At 36.7% G+C, this 18,212-nt stretch carries 13 protein-coding genes, 3 pseudogenes and 1 other annotated feature; of the genes and pseudogenes, 11 read left to right on the top strand and 5 right to left on the bottom strand.

Annotated elements, in window-relative coordinates:
- Nucleotides 1-22 precede the first annotated feature (22 nt).
- The 4 genes from C7K42_RS11520 to C7K42_RS11505 all read right to left on the bottom strand — a co-directional run bounded on the left by C7K42_RS11520 (nucleotide 23) and on the right by C7K42_RS11505 (nucleotide 4,334).
- A complete protein-coding gene (locus C7K42_RS11520; protein ID WP_124175436.1) occupies nucleotides 23-1,561 on the bottom strand; it encodes an IS1182 family transposase in 1,539 nt (512 codons plus the stop codon).
- Between the two features lie 177 nt (nucleotides 1,562-1,738).
- The gene (locus C7K42_RS11515) at nucleotides 1,739-2,110 is read right to left on the bottom strand and encodes a YccF domain-containing protein (RefSeq protein WP_014125495.1); all 372 of its coding nucleotides are present in this window, start codon (nucleotides 2,108-2,110) and stop codon (nucleotides 1,739-1,741) included.
- 124 nt (nucleotides 2,111-2,234) lie between these two features.
- Complete coding sequence (locus C7K42_RS11510; protein ID WP_014125494.1) at nucleotides 2,235-3,338, bottom strand: ABC transporter ATP-binding protein; 1,104 nt, start codon at nucleotides 3,336-3,338, stop codon at nucleotides 2,235-2,237.
- A gap of 120 nt (nucleotides 3,339-3,458) precedes the next feature.
- Nucleotides 3,459-4,334 carry a helix-turn-helix domain-containing protein gene (locus tag C7K42_RS11505; protein ID WP_103099543.1) on the bottom strand — a complete coding sequence of 292 codons (876 nt, stop codon included), beginning with the start codon at nucleotides 4,332-4,334 and terminating at the stop codon, nucleotides 3,459-3,461.
- Between the two features lie 414 nt (nucleotides 4,335-4,748).
- Nucleotides 4,749-4,980: a binding site (T-box leader), on the top strand.
- 147 nt (nucleotides 4,981-5,127) lie between these two features.
- Between C7K42_RS11505 and C7K42_RS11500 the strand changes: the two genes are divergently transcribed.
- The 7 genes and pseudogenes from C7K42_RS11500 to C7K42_RS11470 all read left to right on the top strand — a co-directional run bounded on the left by C7K42_RS11500 (nucleotide 5,128) and on the right by C7K42_RS11470 (nucleotide 14,203).
- Entirely contained in the window at nucleotides 5,128-5,769 is a 642-nt protein-coding gene (locus C7K42_RS11500) for an amino acid ABC transporter permease (RefSeq protein WP_041591850.1), read from the top strand.
- A gap of 11 nt (nucleotides 5,770-5,780) precedes the next feature.
- Nucleotides 5,781-6,416, top strand: a complete 636-nt coding sequence (locus C7K42_RS11495) for an amino acid ABC transporter ATP-binding protein (RefSeq protein ID WP_014125491.1) — start codon at nucleotides 5,781-5,783, stop codon at nucleotides 6,414-6,416.
- A 16-nt stretch (nucleotides 6,417-6,432) separates the two neighbouring features.
- Complete coding sequence (locus C7K42_RS11490; protein WP_014125490.1) at nucleotides 6,433-7,239, top strand: amino acid ABC transporter substrate-binding protein; 807 nt, start codon at nucleotides 6,433-6,435, stop codon at nucleotides 7,237-7,239.
- 84 nt (nucleotides 7,240-7,323) lie between these two features.
- Entirely contained in the window at nucleotides 7,324-9,756 is a 2,433-nt protein-coding gene (locus tag C7K42_RS11485; protein WP_014125489.1) for a DNA translocase FtsK, read from the top strand.
- Between the two features lie 214 nt (nucleotides 9,757-9,970).
- The gene (locus C7K42_RS11480) at nucleotides 9,971-10,678 is read left to right on the top strand and encodes a gamma-glutamyl-gamma-aminobutyrate hydrolase family protein (protein WP_014125488.1); all 708 of its coding nucleotides are present in this window, start codon (nucleotides 9,971-9,973) and stop codon (nucleotides 10,676-10,678) included.
- Between the two features lie 28 nt (nucleotides 10,679-10,706).
- Nucleotides 10,707-12,333 (top strand): annotated as a pseudogene (locus tag C7K42_RS11475) (peptide ABC transporter substrate-binding protein).
- Nucleotides 12,334-12,544: 211 nt separating this feature from the next.
- Entirely contained in the window at nucleotides 12,545-14,203 is a 1,659-nt protein-coding gene (locus C7K42_RS11470) for a peptide ABC transporter substrate-binding protein (RefSeq protein ID WP_014125486.1), read from the top strand.
- A 70-nt stretch (nucleotides 14,204-14,273) separates the two neighbouring features.
- Here the strand turns inward: C7K42_RS11470 and C7K42_RS11465 are convergent, their stop codons facing one another.
- On the bottom strand, nucleotides 14,274-14,609 hold the full coding sequence (locus C7K42_RS11465) for a DUF3899 domain-containing protein (protein ID WP_014125485.1): 336 nt from the start codon (nucleotides 14,607-14,609) through the stop codon (nucleotides 14,274-14,276).
- 89 nt (nucleotides 14,610-14,698) lie between these two features.
- Between C7K42_RS11465 and C7K42_RS11460 the strand changes: the two are divergent.
- From C7K42_RS11460 to C7K42_RS11445, 4 genes and pseudogenes are all read left to right on the top strand, one after another.
- Nucleotides 14,699-14,878, top strand: a pseudogene (locus C7K42_RS11460) (ABC transporter permease); the annotation flags it as partial.
- 139 nt (nucleotides 14,879-15,017) lie between these two features.
- On the top strand, nucleotides 15,018-16,376 hold the full coding sequence (locus C7K42_RS11455; protein ID WP_103099640.1) for an IS4-like element ISTeha3 family transposase: 1,359 nt from the start codon (nucleotides 15,018-15,020) through the stop codon (nucleotides 16,374-16,376).
- Nucleotides 16,377-17,168 (top strand): annotated as a pseudogene (locus tag C7K42_RS11450) (ABC transporter permease); the annotation flags it as partial.
- A complete protein-coding gene (locus tag C7K42_RS11445) occupies nucleotides 17,168-18,211 on the top strand; it encodes an ABC transporter permease (protein WP_014125483.1) in 1,044 nt (347 codons plus the stop codon). The pseudogene C7K42_RS11450 and the gene C7K42_RS11445, both read left to right, overlap by 1 nt.
- Nucleotide 18,212 lies beyond the last annotated feature (1 nt).

Genomic DNA, 18,212 nt, shown 5'->3' with positions numbered 1-18,212 from the left:
CGGATTTTTCCTTTTTCTTTCCTTATTTCTCTTTTCTTTTATGGTATTTTCGTAGATTATTCGCCATAAAGATCAGTTGGGTTTCATTTTCCACCTTAGATTGCCCACGGACAGAAAATCGAGTGAAACCTAAATTCGCCTTCACTTGTCCAAAGGCGGGTTCCACATCGATTTTACGCTGTCCGTAACGTTTCGCGCCTTCTTTTGATGAAAGCTTTTCTTTGATTTTTAATTTGTGGGCTTCATAGTCGTAGTTTATCCATAAAGACTTTTTCCCGTTTTGATAAAAAGGGTCCGTTGAGCGATAAACATGAGAAAACCTTACATATCCGGTGTTCGTTTTCTGCCGTCGAATATAATTAAAGGCGTAATACGTCCCATCGGGATGGACATAAGCATTTTCTTCTTGTATGTAGGTCCAGTTGGCTAAATTTTTTTCTGATTGAAGATATTTCCGTTTTTGCTCTTTTTCATACATGCCATATTTTACGATTCCCGTCCAAGGTGAACTTTCTAGGAATTCAAGATTCTCTTGGCTGCCATAGCCAGCATCTGCGACCACATAGGTCGAAGGTTTTACGCTCTCTGGAAAAGTATTCATAAAAGGAATCAATGTTTGGGTATCCGTTGGATTGGGATAAATTTGGGTATGCAAAACGAACTGGTTTTCTGTCGCAATTTGCACATTATAACCAGCTTTCAATTGCCCATTCATCATAGCGTCATCTTTCATACGCATAAAAGTTGCGTCGGGATCGGTTTTAGAAAAACTATTTCGTCCTTTAAACGTTTTATAATACCTTTCGTATTTCTGCTCTCTGGGAATAAAATCATTATGACATTGGTTTCGGTACTTTTTTAACTGACGACGTTTTTTCTTTAAAGAGCTGCTTTGTTCTTTCTTTGTAATCGTTTGTAATTCTTCGTTTACTTTTTCAATTTCTTCTTGTAAAAGATCATTTAACGTGAAAATTTCTTCTTTTGTAAATGCGTCGTTATTTTCTCGTATCATTTCCTGTTCGATCAAAGGCGCGATTTCTTCCTCATAAATTTTCATTTCTTTTTCTTTTAATTTAGGATAGAAGCGATCGACCGCTTTCTTCCAAACAAAAGTATACTTATTCGCGTTCGCTTCCACTTTTGTTCCGTCGATGTATACGGCCTGCCCTTCAATGAGTTTCTCTTGCTTTAAACGAGTCGAAAACGTACAGTATAAATCTTGAAGCACTTTTTTCGTTTCTTCCGAAACTCTAAATCGATTAAGCGTGCGATAAGAAACGATCGTTTGTGCCGTAAGCCATTGCATAGCTAAGTTTTCTTGCATCATTTTTTCAATTTTACGTCCGGAAAAAATGCCTTCACTGTACGCAAAAAGTAACGCTTTAAGAAGGATCTTAGGATGAAAAGCAGGTCGACCCAAGTCATTTTTGATCAACTCATAAGATCGTGTATCCAAGTCTTCCACAACTTGATGAATGGAATAAACTAGGTGATTTTCTGGCAAGAAACTTGATATTTCTAATGGCAAGACGGTTTGGTTCATGGTATAGTGGGTATACATAAGAAACGTCCTTTCTGTTTTTGGTCATGGTGACTTTAGTATAGCAGAAAAGGCGTTTCTTTTGTGTACATATGATAGAAGAAAAGTTCCGAAAAGTAATCTTTATCGTTACTTCTCGGAACTTTCTATTTAAGAAGGGATGATTTTTGTCCCAGCCTCTTTTTTAATTAATTATAATCAATAACGGCTAGATACTATTTGCGCACCAAAAGGCATTAATGCTAGACGTGCAAGTTTAAAAGATTGTCTAGCAAAAGGGATGCCAATGATTGTTATACATAAAAAGAATGCGCTTATTAGGTGACTAATAGCCAGGGGTAGACCACTTAAAAGCAACCAAATAATATTTAGTAATAAAGAAGTACCGCTATTATAATAAATAACTTCTTTACCAAATGGCCAAAAACTCATGGTAGCTAGTTTGAAACACTGCAGTCCAACAGGGATACCAATAATTGTAATAGACCATAACAAGGCAGCGAATAACCAGCAAAGCCCGCCGAACAAACCACCAAAAATAAACCAAATTAAATTTCCTAAAAGATTCATCTTTTTTCCTGCTTTCTGATAAATTTTATTTATTTTACTATAACAAATATCATGAAAACAAGAACAAAAATGACCTTTTTGCTCAATGGGTTTACAAAAAGGTCGGATGGCTTATTAAAAGAAGCTATTTAATAACTTCTTCTGTTTCTTTGTCAAAGAAATGGGCTTTGTTAAGGTTAAAACTTAAATCAACCATTTCTCCTGGTTCGTGAAAGTCACGAGCATCTACTTTTGAGATAAATTCTGTATCACCGATTTTTGTATATAACATAGTTTCTGCACCTAGTAGTTCAGATACCACCACTTCAGTGTGTACAGTAGTTTCTGGTGCGGCGTCGATAACTACTTGTTCACCGTGAATATCTTCTGGGCGAATGCCAAAGGTAATTTCTTTTCCGTTATAGCCTTTTTCGACTAACGACTTGTTACGGCCTTCAGGAACACGTAATTTTAGTCCATAGCCATCTTCAATTACGCCATTTTTTAGCGTAACATTGAAAAAGTTCATCGCTGGAGAACCTATGAAACCCGCAACAAATTCATTTATAGGAGTATCATAAACTTCTCTAGGTGTACCGATCTGTTGGACGATGCCGTCTTTCATAATGACAATTCGATCTGCCATTGTCATGGCTTCTGTCTGGTCGTGAGTTACATAAATTGTGGTAGTTTCTAGCCGACGGTGTAATTTAGCAATTTCTGCTCGCATAGCTACCCGTAATTTAGCATCTAAGTTAGAAAGAGGCTCGTCCATTAAAAAGACTTTAGCATCACGAACAATAGCACGCCCTAAAGCTACCCGTTGGCGTTGTCCACCGGATAGTGCTGCAGGTTTGCGGTCTAAGTATTCTTTTAAACCTAAAATTTCGGCGGCATTTTCTACCCGTTTTTTAATTTCATTTTTATCATATTTACGTAATTTTAAGCCAAAAGCCATATTATCAAAAACCGTCATGTGTGGATATAAGGCATAATTTTGAAAAACCATGGCAATTCTACGATCTTTCGGGGCAACATCGTTCATGACTTTGTCGCCAATTTTTAACTCACCTTCTGTAATATCTTCCAAACCAGCAATCATACGTAATGTAGTAGATTTCCCACAGCCAGAAGGACCGACAAAAACGATAAATTCTTGGTCTTTAATATTTAAGTTAAAATCAGTAACAGCAAAGTTTTCTGCATTATCATATTTTTTTCCTATATCTTTTAATGACATTTCGACCATAATTTTATTCCTTCTTTCAAATCAATTTGTTATAAATAATATAGTTGAAAGCGGTTTATAAACGCAATATAAATATACACAAAAAAGGAGTTACTTTTTGTGCATATTGTTAAAGCGCTTTTACTTGTTAAAAGTTAAAATCAACAGATAACATAAAAATAAATCATCCATCTTTTTTAAATTTGTTTTGGTCTGTTCTTGGAATTTGTCTACTTTATATTGTAGTGTGTTGCGATGCATAAATAATTCTTTGGCGGCTGAACTAACGTTACCTTGCATTTCCCAAAGTTTAGAAATAATTTTTATAAATTCTGGATTGAACCATTCAACAAAAAGGCTCTGCATTAAGTAGCTTTTACTAACATCCTGATGGACGAAAAATAAAATAGCACTTTTAGCTATGTCAAAGGATTTATCTTGGGTGTTATTATTTAATGCGTGAAGAAATAACTGCTCTTCTTCGTAGAAAAGTTGCGTAAAATCTTTTTCAAAAGAATGGAATGCGCCACAAAAAAACCGAGTATAACTATTAAAATCACTATCTAAAGCTAGAAAAAGACCTTCTAATTCTTCAGTGGATAAAGCATCTTCACTAAAAGATTCGACAATGACACCATAACTTTTACTAAGGAAAAATAAATCGACAGTATGTGGTAAAATCGTGGTTATTTCTTCTTGCAAAGATAGAAGCTCGTTTTTTTCTAAAGTATGATATTCGAATTGAATCAAACGAAAGCTTCCTTTACTTGCTGGAATAACTTCATTAAAAAACAAAGCAGCATACCAAGGATGATCATACTTTTCATCATGGAGATTATTTGTTAAGTCAGTATTAGTCATGCTTTGTAATAATTTTTCTTCGCTTAAAGAGAGACTCTCCTTTGGAATCCACAAAAAACCATGCACTACAGCGATGGATAAATAATCTTCGTTAATTGTAGGAAAAGAGTGTAAAGAGGATGTAGGATAAATTTCTTGTAGGGTTTGCTGATTCATGTTTAATCTGCCTTTCAAATATAGCCGTTTTTTTCATTGTAACTAAAAGTTGTAATTTCGCAAACAGGAATGAGTCTCCGCCTTTGAAGAACTAAGACCAACAAATGAATTTTCCTGCTCTAAGTCTAGCAAAGTAAATAGTTTTTGTCCTAAAGACAGATAAAGAAGAGGCCAAAGCTTTGGCTATTGTCCTTTAATCTAGCAAAGTAGGGGCCAATCATTTGGCATTTGGCCCTAAGTCAGACAAAGGAAAGGCCACAAACAGAGTAATTGTCCCAAAGTTTAATAAAGAAGAGGCCACTAGTCTGTCTTTTGGACTAAAGTAAGCTCAGGAAACAGGAATTGAAGTTGGAAATTTTTCAAAAAAAGCTTGACAATTTTGTCTACTACACGTAAACTAGGCAACAACTTAAATAAATGACTTCGAACAAGAAGAGTAACTTTAGTTTTGTTTCAAGAGAGTTTCTGTCTGGTGAGAAGAAACAATGAAATTATGGTGAACCACATCTTGGAGTCGTCTTTTTGAATAAAGTAGAAAAGTCCGGGCAGCCCGTTATAGCCAAAGTTATTGATTGATGACTTACTGAGTTTTATTCTGTAAAGAATGAATAAATAAAGGTGGAACCGCGTAATTGACGTCCTTTAGCCGTTTGGCTAAAGGATTTTTTTATTTTTCGATTGATAACTTACTAAGGTCTTTTCTGTGAGGAAAAGATAAATTGGGGTGGAACCACGTATTTTGCGTCCTCTGGGTAATACCAGAGGATATTTTTATTTTTAAAGGAGAATGTATATGGAGTATTTAATTTCTATTTTTCCACAATTGCTTAACGGAATGGAAGTCACTTTTCGCTTATTTGGTCTAACGATTATTGGCTCAGTTCCTATTGGTATTATTTTAGCATTTGTATTATGTAGCCGTTCAAAAATTTTCAAGTCAATTATTCAAGTATATGTGTGGTTGATGCGGGGAACACCATTATTGCTACAATTAATTTTTGTTTTCTATGGCTTGCCTATTATGGGAATTGTGTTTGATCGTTTTGAAGCAGCACTAGTAGCATTTATATTAAACTACGCAGCTTATTTTGCAGAAATTTTCCGTGGTGGGATTCAATCAATTCCTAATGGTCAATACGAAGCAGCACGTGTGCTACGTTTAACTTACGGGCAAACTTTACGAAAGATCATTATCCCACAAGTTTTCAAGGTTACTTTACCTTCTGTTGGAAATGAAATTATCAATTTGGTAAAAGATACATCGCTTGTTTATATTCTAGGATTACAAGATGTGATGCGTATTGGAAAAGTGGCGATGGAACGAGACGTTTCCTTAGTGCCACTATTGGGTGTAGGGATTTTATATCTTCTTATGGTAGCTGTCTTTACGCTTATCCTTCGCGGCCTAGAAAAACGTATGAATTATTATCGTTAGGAGGGAAATATATGTTAGAGCTTAAAAATATAAGTAAATCTTTTGGTTCAAAAAAAGTGATTAATTCATTAGATTTAACCATACCTGACGGATCAATTTTAGCTATTGTTGGACCTTCAGGTGGCGGAAAAACGACTTTGTTACGGACGCTAGCAGGTTTAGAAACTGTAGATAGTGGAGATTTTTTATTAGATGGGGAAAAATTTGATCCAGTAAATTCAAAGCATCAAGAACAAGTAGTAGGTGTTGTTTTTCAGGAATTTGAATTATTTCCACACTTAAGTGTATTTGAAAATATTGTATTAGCGCCTAAATTGGCTTTAAAAGAAGAAAAGGACGCTTATACGAAAAAAGCAGAAGATATTGCTGCGCAACTGGGTATAGAATCGTTAATGCAGCAATACCCTTACCAATTATCTGGTGGGCAAAAACAACGGGTAGCTATTGCTAGAGCGATGGCGATGGATCCTAAAGTGCTCGCTTATGATGAACCTACAAGCGCACTAGATCCCGCTTTACGTGAGCATGTTGAACAAATTATTTTGGGGTTGAAACAACAAGGCGTTACGCAACTTGTTGTTACCCATGATATGACTTTTGCTGAAAATATTGCAGATAATTTATTAGAAGTTGAGGAAATCAAATAAGAGGAGGAAAAAGGAAATGAAAAAATTAAAGGGAATTGTTTTAGGTTTGGCAAGTGTTTTTCTGTTGGGGGCTTGTTCCTCAGGAGGAAATGAGCAAGCAGACAATGACACAGAAAATGCAGATGTGGTTATTGGGCTGGATGATACGTTTGTTCCTATGGGATTTCGTGATGACGATGGAAATTTAACAGGGTTTGATATTGAATTGGCTAAAGCTGTATTTGCTTTAAATGATACTGAGGTTGCCTTTCAACCGATTGACTGGTCGATGAAAGAAAACGAACTAAACAATGAAACAATCGACGCGATTTGGAATGGCTACACACAAACTCCTGAGCGTGAAGATGAAGTCGCGTTTTCTGATCCTTATATGAATAATAGTCAGTTATTAGTGACTTCTAAAGACAGTGGGATCAACTCAGTTGAAGAAATGGATGGAAAAATACTAGGTGCACAAGAAGGTTCTTCTGGTTACAATTCTTTTAATAATGATTCCGAAGTGTTAAAGGATAGAGTAGATAGCGAAGATGCAACACTTTACGATAGTTTTAACGAAGCGTTTATTGATTTGGAAAGTGGGCGTATTGATGGGCTTTTAATTGATCGAGTTTATGCTGAATATTATTTGAATCAAAATGAGAAGATAGATGCCTTTAACCTGATTGAAACCCCTTATGAGGATGAAAATTTCGCGGTGGGTGTTAGACCAGATGACGAAGAATTGTTACAAGAAATTAATGATGGTATTAACGAGTTACAGGAAAATGGTGAATTTGCAGAGATTTCAGAAAAATGGTTTGGTGAAGATGTTTCAATGGATTGATAAAAAAGTGAAAGAAAGTAGGGAAGAAACTTTTGTTCCCTTCTTTTTTTTTGTATAATGGTTAAGAGTGAAAGGAGGGATTATATGGCACAAAAAAAGAAACGTTCAAAAAAGCGAAAAACAAAAAAGCAGAAACATCAGCAAGAGAAATTAATGCTGATTGCTTTTGGATTTTTATTTATCTTATTTGGCGTATTTGCATTATTTCAACTAGGCTTTTTAGGAACGTTGATCGCTAATGGTTTTCGTATTATCGGCGGTAATACTTATCCCTTCCTTTGTGCTTTGTTAATCATCTATGGTTCATGGGTAATGCTTAAAAATAACGAGCCAAGAAAGGGAAAAATATCCTATGGAGGAAAAATTTTTGGTGGGCTCCTCATTTATTTAGGTGTGTTAATTTTTTTCCACGCCCAATTATTCGGCAGAATCCAAACCTCTGATCCACAATTCTTAGCAACAACTTGGCAGACTTTGGTCAGTGATATTCAAAATAGTCAAGTGAGTGCTAATGTTGGAGGCGGTATGCTAGGTGCTTTACTTTATCAGATGACCTTCTTTCTGGTTTCCAAAGTAGGTAGTTATGTAGTTGCAGTCCTTTTCGTTATTTTAGGTGCTTACTTTATAAGTTCAATGGATAGCCAACAACTATTAGAACTTTTACATGGTCTAAAAGAAAAGATACAAAAGTTAATTGAAGGGAACCCTGAGAAAAAAGCGCAAAAGCAAGCCGATAGAAAAGCAAAGAAACAAGCAAAAAGGGAACAAAAAGAACAAAAACAGGCACAAGAAAGAGAAGCTCTTTTACAGCAAGTAAAAGAGCAGGAAAAAAACCAAGTTCGCTCTCTATCTGAGGCAGAAAAATTAGCTCAAGACCAAAAAGATGAAGCCAGTGGTGAAGCAGAACAGCTAAGTTTTGTTCCTATTGATAGCTATCAACAAAGTCAGATGACAAACAAAAAAGCAGAGAATGAAAGAACAGACGAAGCTTTACCAGAAGAAGCAGAAGACGATGGTAAACCACTTGAATTTGAAATCTCGCAAGAAGTTGAGGATGAAGATTACGAATTACCGCCGTCCTCTCTTTTAACTGAAGTGAAATCGACAGATCAAAGTGATGAATATAAAAAAATTGAAAAAAATATCACGATTTTGGAAAAAACATTCAAAAGCTTTGGTGTGAACGCTAAGGTTGTTAAAGCTAGTTTAGGACCTTCTGTAACAAAATTTGAAATAGAACCAGCGATCGGAGTTAAAGTTAGTAAAATTGTTAACCTTTCAGACGATATTGCCTTAGCCCTTGCTGCTAAAGACATTCGTATGGAAGCCCCTATTCCTGGTAAATCTCTAATAGGTATCGAGGTCCCTAATGAAACTGTTAGCACCGTAGCCTTTAAGGAAATGATTGATGAAACGCCCGCTCATCCTGAGCACTTACTTGAAGTCCCATTAGGGCGAGATATTTCGGGGAAAATCCAGACAGTTGATTTGACGAAGATGCCTCATCTACTTGTTGCAGGCTCTACTGGCAGTGGGAAATCGGTGTCTATTAATGGCATTATTACTAGCATTTTAATGCAGGCCAAACCACATGAAGTCAAACTTATGATGGTTGACCCGAAAATGGTAGAGTTAAATGTTTATAACGGTATTCCTCATCTTTTGACACCAGTTGTAACCAATCCGAAAAAAGCAGCACAAGCATTACAAAAAGTCGTGAAAGAAATGGAAGAACGTTATGAAAAATTTGCGGCAACAGGGGTACGTAATATTACTGGTTATAATGAAATGATTAAACAAAGAAATCAAACTGAAGACCAGAAGTATCCGACAATGCCATTTATCGTGGTTATTGTAGATGAGTTAGCTGACTTGATGATGGTAGCTAGTAACGAGGTAGAAGACGCGATTACCCGTCTAGCACAAATGGCTCGTGCTGCAGGGATTCATATGATTTTGGCAACGCAGCGTCCAAGTGTGGATGTCATTACCGGGATTATCAAAGCTAATGTTCCTTCGCGAGTTGCTTTTGCGGTATCCAGCGGTACAGACTCGCGTACGATTATTGATTCCAATGGTGCGGAAAAATTATTAGGACGAGGCGATATGTTGTTTCTACCAATGGGAGAAAATAAAGGGATTCGGGTACAAGGAGCCTTTATTTCAGACCATGAAGTAGAAGAAGTGGTTAAATTTGTGACTGACCAGCAAGGGGCAAATTACGAAGAGAAAATGATGGTCAGTGACGAAGAGATTGCCAAAGATAATAAAAGAGAAGAATCCGAAGATGAGTTGTATGATCAAGCCAAAGAATTAGTCGTGGACATGCAAACAGCTAGTGTTTCTTTGCTTCAACGACGCTTTAGGATTGGTTATAATAGAGCTGCTCGCTTAGTGGACGAACTAGAAGCCAATCATGTTGTAGGTGCTTCAGAAGGTAGTAAACCACGTAAAGTTTTAGTAGATAAAGCGCAAAATCCGGCAGATGATAATTATCAAGGTGAACCTCAGGAATAAAAGTCATCACTAAATCTGTGTTTAAAACCGTTCATTTAAACAAAAAACAATACCTAACAGTTTCACATATAAGTGTGGAATGTTAGGTATTTTTACTAGCTAAAAGTAATGTATTTTTGTTATATAAGAAATAAGTGCAATGGAATTAATTTGTTGACATGTGTAAACTAAAAGACTATTATTTTAGCAAACAAAAAGGAAAGGAGAATGTAATATGAGACGCCAAATTATTGGTATTTCTGCAAATAATATACTGGATTCTGGCGAAATGTTATATCATTTGCCTATCAGTTATACACCGGATGGTTATGTTAAGGCGGTTCAAAAAGCGGGTGGTCTGCCTCTTGTTTTGCCAGTTGGTACAAAAGATTTAGCCAAAGATTATATTTCTCAAGTTGACAAATTAATACTAACTGGCGGTCAAGATGTTTTACCAAAGTTTTATAAACAGGCAAAGACTGTTCAAGGAAACTATTCTGAAGCGCGCGACCGTTTTGAATTAGCATTGTTAGAAGAAGCCTTATTACAAAAAAAGCCGGTATTTGCGGTATGTCGTGGAATGCAGTTAATGAATGTATTTTTCGGTGGCGATTTAAAACAAGAATTATCCTCTTTTACTAAAATTTTACATATGCAAGATCCAGTCCCTAGAGAGCAACCAACACATCAGTTGCTTACAAAAGGTAGTAGCATTTTGCAAGAAATTTATGGAGAAAAGACAAGTGTTAATTCTTTTCACAACCAAGCGTTAAACCGTCTTTCTAGTAATCTTACAGAAACAGCTCTTTGCCCTGATGGTGTGATTGAAGCAGTTGAAAATAAAAAACAGCGTCTATTAGGTGTTCAATGGCATCCAGACTTTGCTTTTGAAGCTCAACCAAATGAGATGAGGATATTTAACTATGTGGTAAAAAAATTGTAAGGAAAAATTTAATATATAGGAGAAAAATATGAAAAAAATAGGGTTGCTGTTGGGTGCAGCATTGTTTATATTGGCAGGGTGTTTTAGTACTGGAGGTAATACTGAAGAAAAAAATAGTACACAACAAGAAATTTCGGTGTCTCTTTCTGGAGAGCTTACGACTTTGGATAGCGCACAGTATACTGATGTGAATAGTTCAGACATGATTGGTCAATTAACAGAAGGCCTTTACCGTTATGATGAAGAAGGCGAGCCTGAATTGGCTTTGGCTAGCAAAGAACCAGAAGTTAGCGAAGATGGGTTAACGTATACCTTTCAATTAAAAGACACAAATTATAGCGATGGCACGCCAGTTAAAGCGGAGGATTTTGTTTATGCTTTTCAAACGGTAGTTGATCCCAAGACTGCTTCTAGTAGTAGTAATCGAATGGATATTTTTCAGAATGGCAGAGAAATTCGTGAGGGTGATAAGGAAGTAGATGAGTTAGGAGCCCAAGCTATTGATGATAGTACTTTAAAGCTGCAATTAGAAGATCCACTCCCTTTTTTACCAGAAATTCTTACAGGGACCCCTTTTATGCCTAAATCGAAAGAGTTTGCTGAAGGTGAAGGAAAACAATATGGTACGAATACAGAAAAATTTTTAGGAAATGGTCCTTTTGTCATTAATGATTGGGACGGCAATAATGAATCATGGACTTTAGAAAAAAATCCAGAGTATTGGGATCAAGATAATGTGCAAATGGAAACAATTAACGTACAAGTAGTAAAAGAAGTAGCTACGGGAACAAACTTATTTACTGATGGTCAGCTAGATTATACTTTGTTAGCTGATACGCAAGCCCAACAATATCAAAACGATGAGCAAGCTTATTTTGAACCAAAAGCTATGGTTGGTTACATCAGTCCAAACCAAAAGCGGGAAGTAACTAGTAATGTAAATGTAAGAAAAGCTATCTTACAAGCAATTGATAAAGACAATTTTGCGCAAAATATTCTATCTGATGGCTCTACACCATTAAATGGTTTTGTTGCGTCTGATTTTGCTAAAAACCCTTCGACAGACGAGGATTTTCGGGAAGAAAATGGTGATTTACTGCCTTATGATAAAAAAGCAGCGCAACAATCATGGGAAAAAGCAAAAGAAGAACTTGGCCAAGATGAAATCACTTTAGAATTGCTGTCAGCAGATGCAGCGATGAGTAAAAAGACTATTGAATATATTCAAGGTCAATTGGAAGAGACGCTTTCCGGCTTAGAAATCACAATAAAATCCGTACCATTGCAAAACCGCTTGGATTTACAAACTGAAGGAGACTTTGATTTAGTGTTTGGTACTTGGACGCCGGACTATGCGGATCCGATTGATTTTTTGAATTTCTATGATTCTCAAAGTGGACTAAATACTTCCGGTTATGATAATCCAGATTATGATAACCGGATTAGAAGAAGCTCGTACAACACTAGCTAATGATCCAGACGCAAGATGGGATAAACTACTTGAAATGGAGCGGTTGTTAGTAGAAGAAGATGCTGCTGTTCTACCATTTTACCAAGGCGCGAATGCTTATTTAAAAACAGATCGTCTTGGTGGGATACAAGTTTTTCCTTTTGGTCGGACAGTTTCCTATCGAACGACTTTTATTACAGAATAATTTTGATATGGTTAGAAATCTCAGATATTTTTATCTGAGATTTTTTTACCTAAAAAGCTGTTAAACCAATTTTTACAAATAAATAATAAGTACTTCCTCATTTTATTTTCAATTTTCTCTTGCTTTTTTAATAATTAATAATTACAATCTTATATAACTTCAGAAAAAGAAAATAATTCTGAAAATTCTCAATGAAAAAGGGGCAAGTGATGTGAGAAAGAAACATGTTTATAGTTTGTTTGCAATGAGTGCCTTGGTTCTTGCGGGATGTACAACAGGAGGAACGCAAGATTCAGGTGAAGGTGAAGGTGCTTCTGGTACTTCAGGGAATGAGTATACTTTTATTGAAAGACAAGAAATGCCAACAGCGGACTTATCACAGGCTACAGATACAGTTAGTTTTTCGGCCTTAAATAATGTTTATGAAGGAATTTATCGTTTGGACGAAAATGATGAGCCTCAACCTGCAGGTGCAGCAGAAGAAGCAGAGATTTCGGATGATGGCTTAACCTACACTATTCAATTACGCGAAGATGCAACTTGGTCAAATGGTGATCCTGTAACAGCCGATGATTATGTTTATGGTTGGCAGCGTACGGTCGATCCAGAAACAGCTTCAGAATTCGCTTATATCTATGAACCAGTTGAAAATGCAGAAGCTGTAATGGACGGAGATGCAGACTTGGATGAGTTAGGAATTGAAGCAGTTGATGATTATGAATTGGAAATCACCTTAGAAAGACCGACAGAATACTTCGACAATTTATTAGCTTTTCCAGTCTTTTTCCCACAAAATGAAGAAGTTGTGGAAGAAAATGGGGATGATTATGCACAGACAAGTGACAATCTGGTTTATAATGGACCGTTTGTCTTAGCTGATTTTGATGGCCCTGGATCAGATACTGAATGGGCTTATGATAAAAATGAAGACTATTGGGATGCAGATAATGTTTCACTAGATCGAGTGAACGTTAATGTTGTTAAAGAAGCATCAACTGCTTTGAACTTATTCCAAGATGGTCAAGCAGATGAGATTACATTAAGTGGTGAACTTGCACAACAAATGGCTAATGACCCCGATTATCTTACAATTCCTATGGCATCTACTTTTTATATGGAAATGAATCAAGATGATGAGGATTCACCGTTTAATAACGAAAACTTTCGTAAAGCAATCTCTTACTCTATTGATCGTGAAGCTTTAGTTAACTCAGTTTTAGCTGATGGATCGATTGAACCTTCTGGCTTAGTACCAAGTGATATGAGCGAAAATCCAGAAACTGGGGATGACTTTACTGAAGATGCAGGTAGCCAGATTGAATATGATCCAGAACAAGCACAAGAATATTGGGAACAAGCACAAGAAGAACTAGGTGAAGATTCGTTAGAAATAGACCTATTAGCAGATGATACAGATGGTTCTAGAAGAGCGCAAGAATTCTTACAAGAATCCATTCAAGATAGCTTAGATGGAGTAAGTGTTTCATTAAGTCCTGTACCTTTTTCTGTTCGTTTAGATCGTTCAACTTCCGGAGATTTTGACATGGCTCTAAGCGGCTGGGGAGCTGACTATGCTGACCCAAGTGCGTTCCTTGACTTGTTCCAAACGGATACGTCAAATAACCACGGGCTTTATAGTAATGAAGATTACGATCAACAAATGGATGAAGCAACTAATGAAAACGGTAATGATCCTGAAGCACGTTGGGATAATTTGGTAGAAGCTGAAAAAATTATTATGGAAGATCAAGGCGTCGTTCCATTGTATCAAAATGCTGAAGCACACTTAAGAGCAGATCGAGTAAATGGACTTGTCGCCCATCCTGCTGGTGCAATGTATGATTACAAGTGGGTAACGGTCGACGAATAGATTTTACGGTAACTTGAAAATAAAAATAGACTGAGACAACAAATAAATTATAATGTCTCAGTCTTTATTGTTAAAAAATTGCCAATAGTAAAGTCAACAGGCTTAATAAAAGTAGTATACCTGCAGGTTCTAACCAGAAACGAAAGCTGGAACGACCAACTTCTGACAATTTCATACCTTCTGTTTTTGTTTTTTTATTTCTTTTCTTGAAAGAGCGTTGAAAATTATCAAAAAATCCAGAAGAAAATACCCAAAGAAAACCGCCAATGATCAGAAAAAATAAGGTAAATAGAAATAAATTATCTGATAAAGCAGTAAGGGAAAAATCTTTTTGGATGATCGTGAGTAATATACTAACTAACAAACTTGTTAGGCTGATGATCCAAGAACTTTTTTTAAATCTCATAAGGAGGTTCCTTTCTTAACTATAAAAATAAAGATAGATTTAATGTATAAAAATATTGTTTAGAAGTCAAAGAAATAGGGGGAAAAAACGTGAACGATTTTATAAAATATTTATTGCAGCGTGTGTTTTTCATGGCAATTACATTGTGGTTGATTGCAACCATCACTTTTTTCATGATGCAGTTTTTGCCAGGGACACCTTATACCAATGCTGAAAAATTAAGTCCGGAACAAATCGCTTTATTAACTCAAGTTTCGCACATAAAAAAATAGGATAATCCATTGCCAGATCTGGGCCTGCATTGAATTCAATCGCCTTCTTGACTTTTTTAACAAAAGATACAAAAAGAACTCGCTTTGTTTTATAATTGATTTACCACAAATCAAAGACAAAGGAGTTCTTGCCCTTATGATACACTTAAAAGCCATCAAAAATCAATTACCAAATGAAGTAAAAGCGACTTTTTCCGAATTAAAGGTGCCTTCCTTTTTGCGTCAAGCTCACATCCACAAGCAAAAAGGCTATTCCGTCGCAGTCATCTTTACTTTTCTTTTTTCTTTAGTCTTTAAAGGCAAATCGCTTCATCAAGTCCTTTCTGGACGTGAGGCGGACCAATGGATGAAAAAAGATACGGTCTATCGTTTGATGAACGATCCTCACAATAACTGGCGGACCTTTCTTCTTCGTTTCAGTACTTCGGTGATCGAAAAGATCCATCGTCTGACGGATCCTCAAACTCATCTACGCACCTTGATTTTAGACGATTCTACCTTTTATCGAAATCGGAGTCAAAAAGTCCCTGGTTTAGCCCGTCTATGGGATCATGCCTTGCAAAAAGGCTACAAAGGATATCGTATGCTCACGTTGGGCTTTTCCGATGGGTATTCGTTTCTGCCTATTGATTTTAGTTTGCTTTCTGGCAATAAAAAAGTCCAGCCCACCATCTCTGTACAAGACCAGCGAACCGTGGGCACTCGTCGATTCAAAGAAGCGCAGCGTCCCATGCCTGAAGTGGCGGTTGAAATGGTGGCACGTGCCCTTGATCAGGGCATTTATGCCACGCATGTGCTCATGGACAAGTGGTTTACTTGTCCGAAAATGATCGATCGGTTACACGATTTAGGCATTCATACGATAGGGATGATGAAAAACGGAAAAACAAAATATCTCTACCAAGGGCGTTTTTATAAATTAAGCGAACTCTACCAAAAATCGACGGAAGAAGTAACTGCTGAAGCTATTCTTTCGTCCATTATCGTCCAGCCCTGTGCTGGTCAGCATCCTGTGAAGATCGTTTTTGTGAAAAACCACAGTAAACAAAGTGCCTGGTTAGCCATTATGACGGATGATCTGACGCTGTCTTCTCAAGAGATCGTCAAAACCTATTCTTTACGGTGGGATATCGAAACATTCTTTAAAGCATCAAAATCACTGCTTCATTTAGCGCAAGAAACACAGACACGGAATTATCAAGCCCTGCTCTGTCACACGACCATTGTATTTACCCGTTATATTCTCTTGAGCTGGCAACAACGCTGTGCCAATGACGAGCGGACACTGGGCGGCTTATTTTATGAACTCGCAGATCAGATGAAAGAACTTGATTGGTCTGTGGCATTGCTTGAGTTGGTCAAGATCATTCAGGCTGTCAGCGAAAAAGCAGAAAGTACACTACAAGACTTTATTGAAAGTCAACTACAACACTGGATCGATACGCTACCCAACTATATCAAGGGTTATCTACCGAATTTGGTGTGCGAAACTTGAGTATTAAATAAACAAATGGGCTTAGATCAACCAATGATCGTTCAATATGGCAACTATTTGGTAAATATTATGCAAGGTGATTTTGGTATTTCTTTCCAATTTAAAAACCAAGCAGTGTCTAGTTTATTAGGTGGTCGTATTGGTCCATCTCTTCAATTGGGAATCCAAGCTATTGGGCTTGGTACGATTTTTGGGATTGTTTTAGGAACGATTTCTGCTATGAAGCAAAATACTTGGGTGGATACTTTAAGTACGTTAGTTGCTATTTTAGGACGCTCTATTCCTAACTTTGTATTTGCTGTATTATTGCAATACGTATTTGCAATTAAACTAGAAATTTTACCAATCGCAAGATGGGATAGCTTTGCTTATACGGTTTTACCTACTTTAGCATTAGCGATGGCGCCACTAGCGGATTCAGCTCGTTTCATACGTACTGAAATGGTCGAAGTATTACATAGTGACCAAGTTGAGCTGGCAAAATCAAAAGGACTAAGTCGCTGGGAGCGAGCATTCAAACATGGTTTACGTAATAGCTTGATCCCAATTTTGACTTTACTAGGACCATTAGCAGTTGCGCTAATGACTGGTTCACTTGTTGTAGAAAATATTTTTGCTATACCGGGCATTGGAGAACAATTTGTTAAATCAATTATGACCAATGATTATCCGACAATTATGGCAGTAACGATTCTTTATTCTACGATGTTAGTGTCGATTATCTTTGTTGTTGATGTATTATATGGCATTATTGATCCTCGTATCCGTATTTCAGAAGGGAGTCGTGGATAATGGAAAATAAAAATTATACAAACGACCAAATCACACAAATTCCAACTTCTGAGTTTGAACCCTTGGAAAAGAGTACAAAAGTTGAGCGTGAAGCTATTACAGCCCCTTCACTAAACTTTTTACAAGATTCATGGCGTCGGCTAAAGAAAAATAAAGCAGCTGTTTTTTCGACGGTTTTTCTTTTGATTGTACTAGCAATATCAATAGTAACCATTTTTGCAACACCACACGATCCAAACGAGCAAAACGTAAGTTATATTAATTTACCTCCTAAGATTCCCGGGATTGATATTAATGGACTAAATGGGGTATCTGAAGTTGGTGGTCAAATGGTTGACAAATATGACGCTGCTGGCGTGCCTGATGATGTTCATTTTTATCTAGGAACAGATGGTTTAGGACGTGATCTACTAAGTCGTTTATTTATGGGTGTGCGTATTTCCTTAATGATTGCTTTTATTGCAGCAGCGCTAGATATTTTCTTTGGGGTCAGTTATGGGGTTATTTCAGGCTTATTAGGTGGTAGAGTGGATAACTATATGCAGCGAGTTATCGAAGTGTTAGCCGGGATTCCTAACCTTGTTGTGATGATTTTGATGTTAGTGGTGTTTAATCCTGGAATTTTTTCAATTGTTGCGGCAATGGCGATAACCAACTGGATTCCAATGGCTAGGATTGCTCGAGCCCAGACACTTAAATTAAAAGACCAAGAATTTGTCTTAGCAGCCACAACTCTAGGAGAAAGTAGGACTAAAATTGCTTTTAAACATATTTTACCTAATATTTCTAGCGTCATTATTGTACAAATGATGTTTAGTATTCCAGAGGCTATTTTCTTTGAAGCCTTCTTAAGTTTTATCGGGATCGGTTTAACGCCTCCTACTGCATCTCTTGGTACATTACTTAATGAAGGATATAAGACTTTCTTATTCTTACCTTATCAAATGGCCATACCTGCAGCTGTACTGTCTGTCATTATGATTGGATTTAATTTACTAGCAGATGGTTTGCGAGATGCGTTTGATCCGAAGATGAAGGAGTGAT

Origin of the sequence: Tetragenococcus halophilus subsp. halophilus DSM 20339 (assembly GCF_003841405.1) — a bacterium.
GTDB classification, from domain to species: domain Bacteria; phylum Bacillota; class Bacilli; order Lactobacillales; family Enterococcaceae; genus Tetragenococcus; species Tetragenococcus halophilus.
Note: the sequence above shows the minus strand (reverse complement) of the source record. Positions and strands in the feature narration are given on the sequence as shown.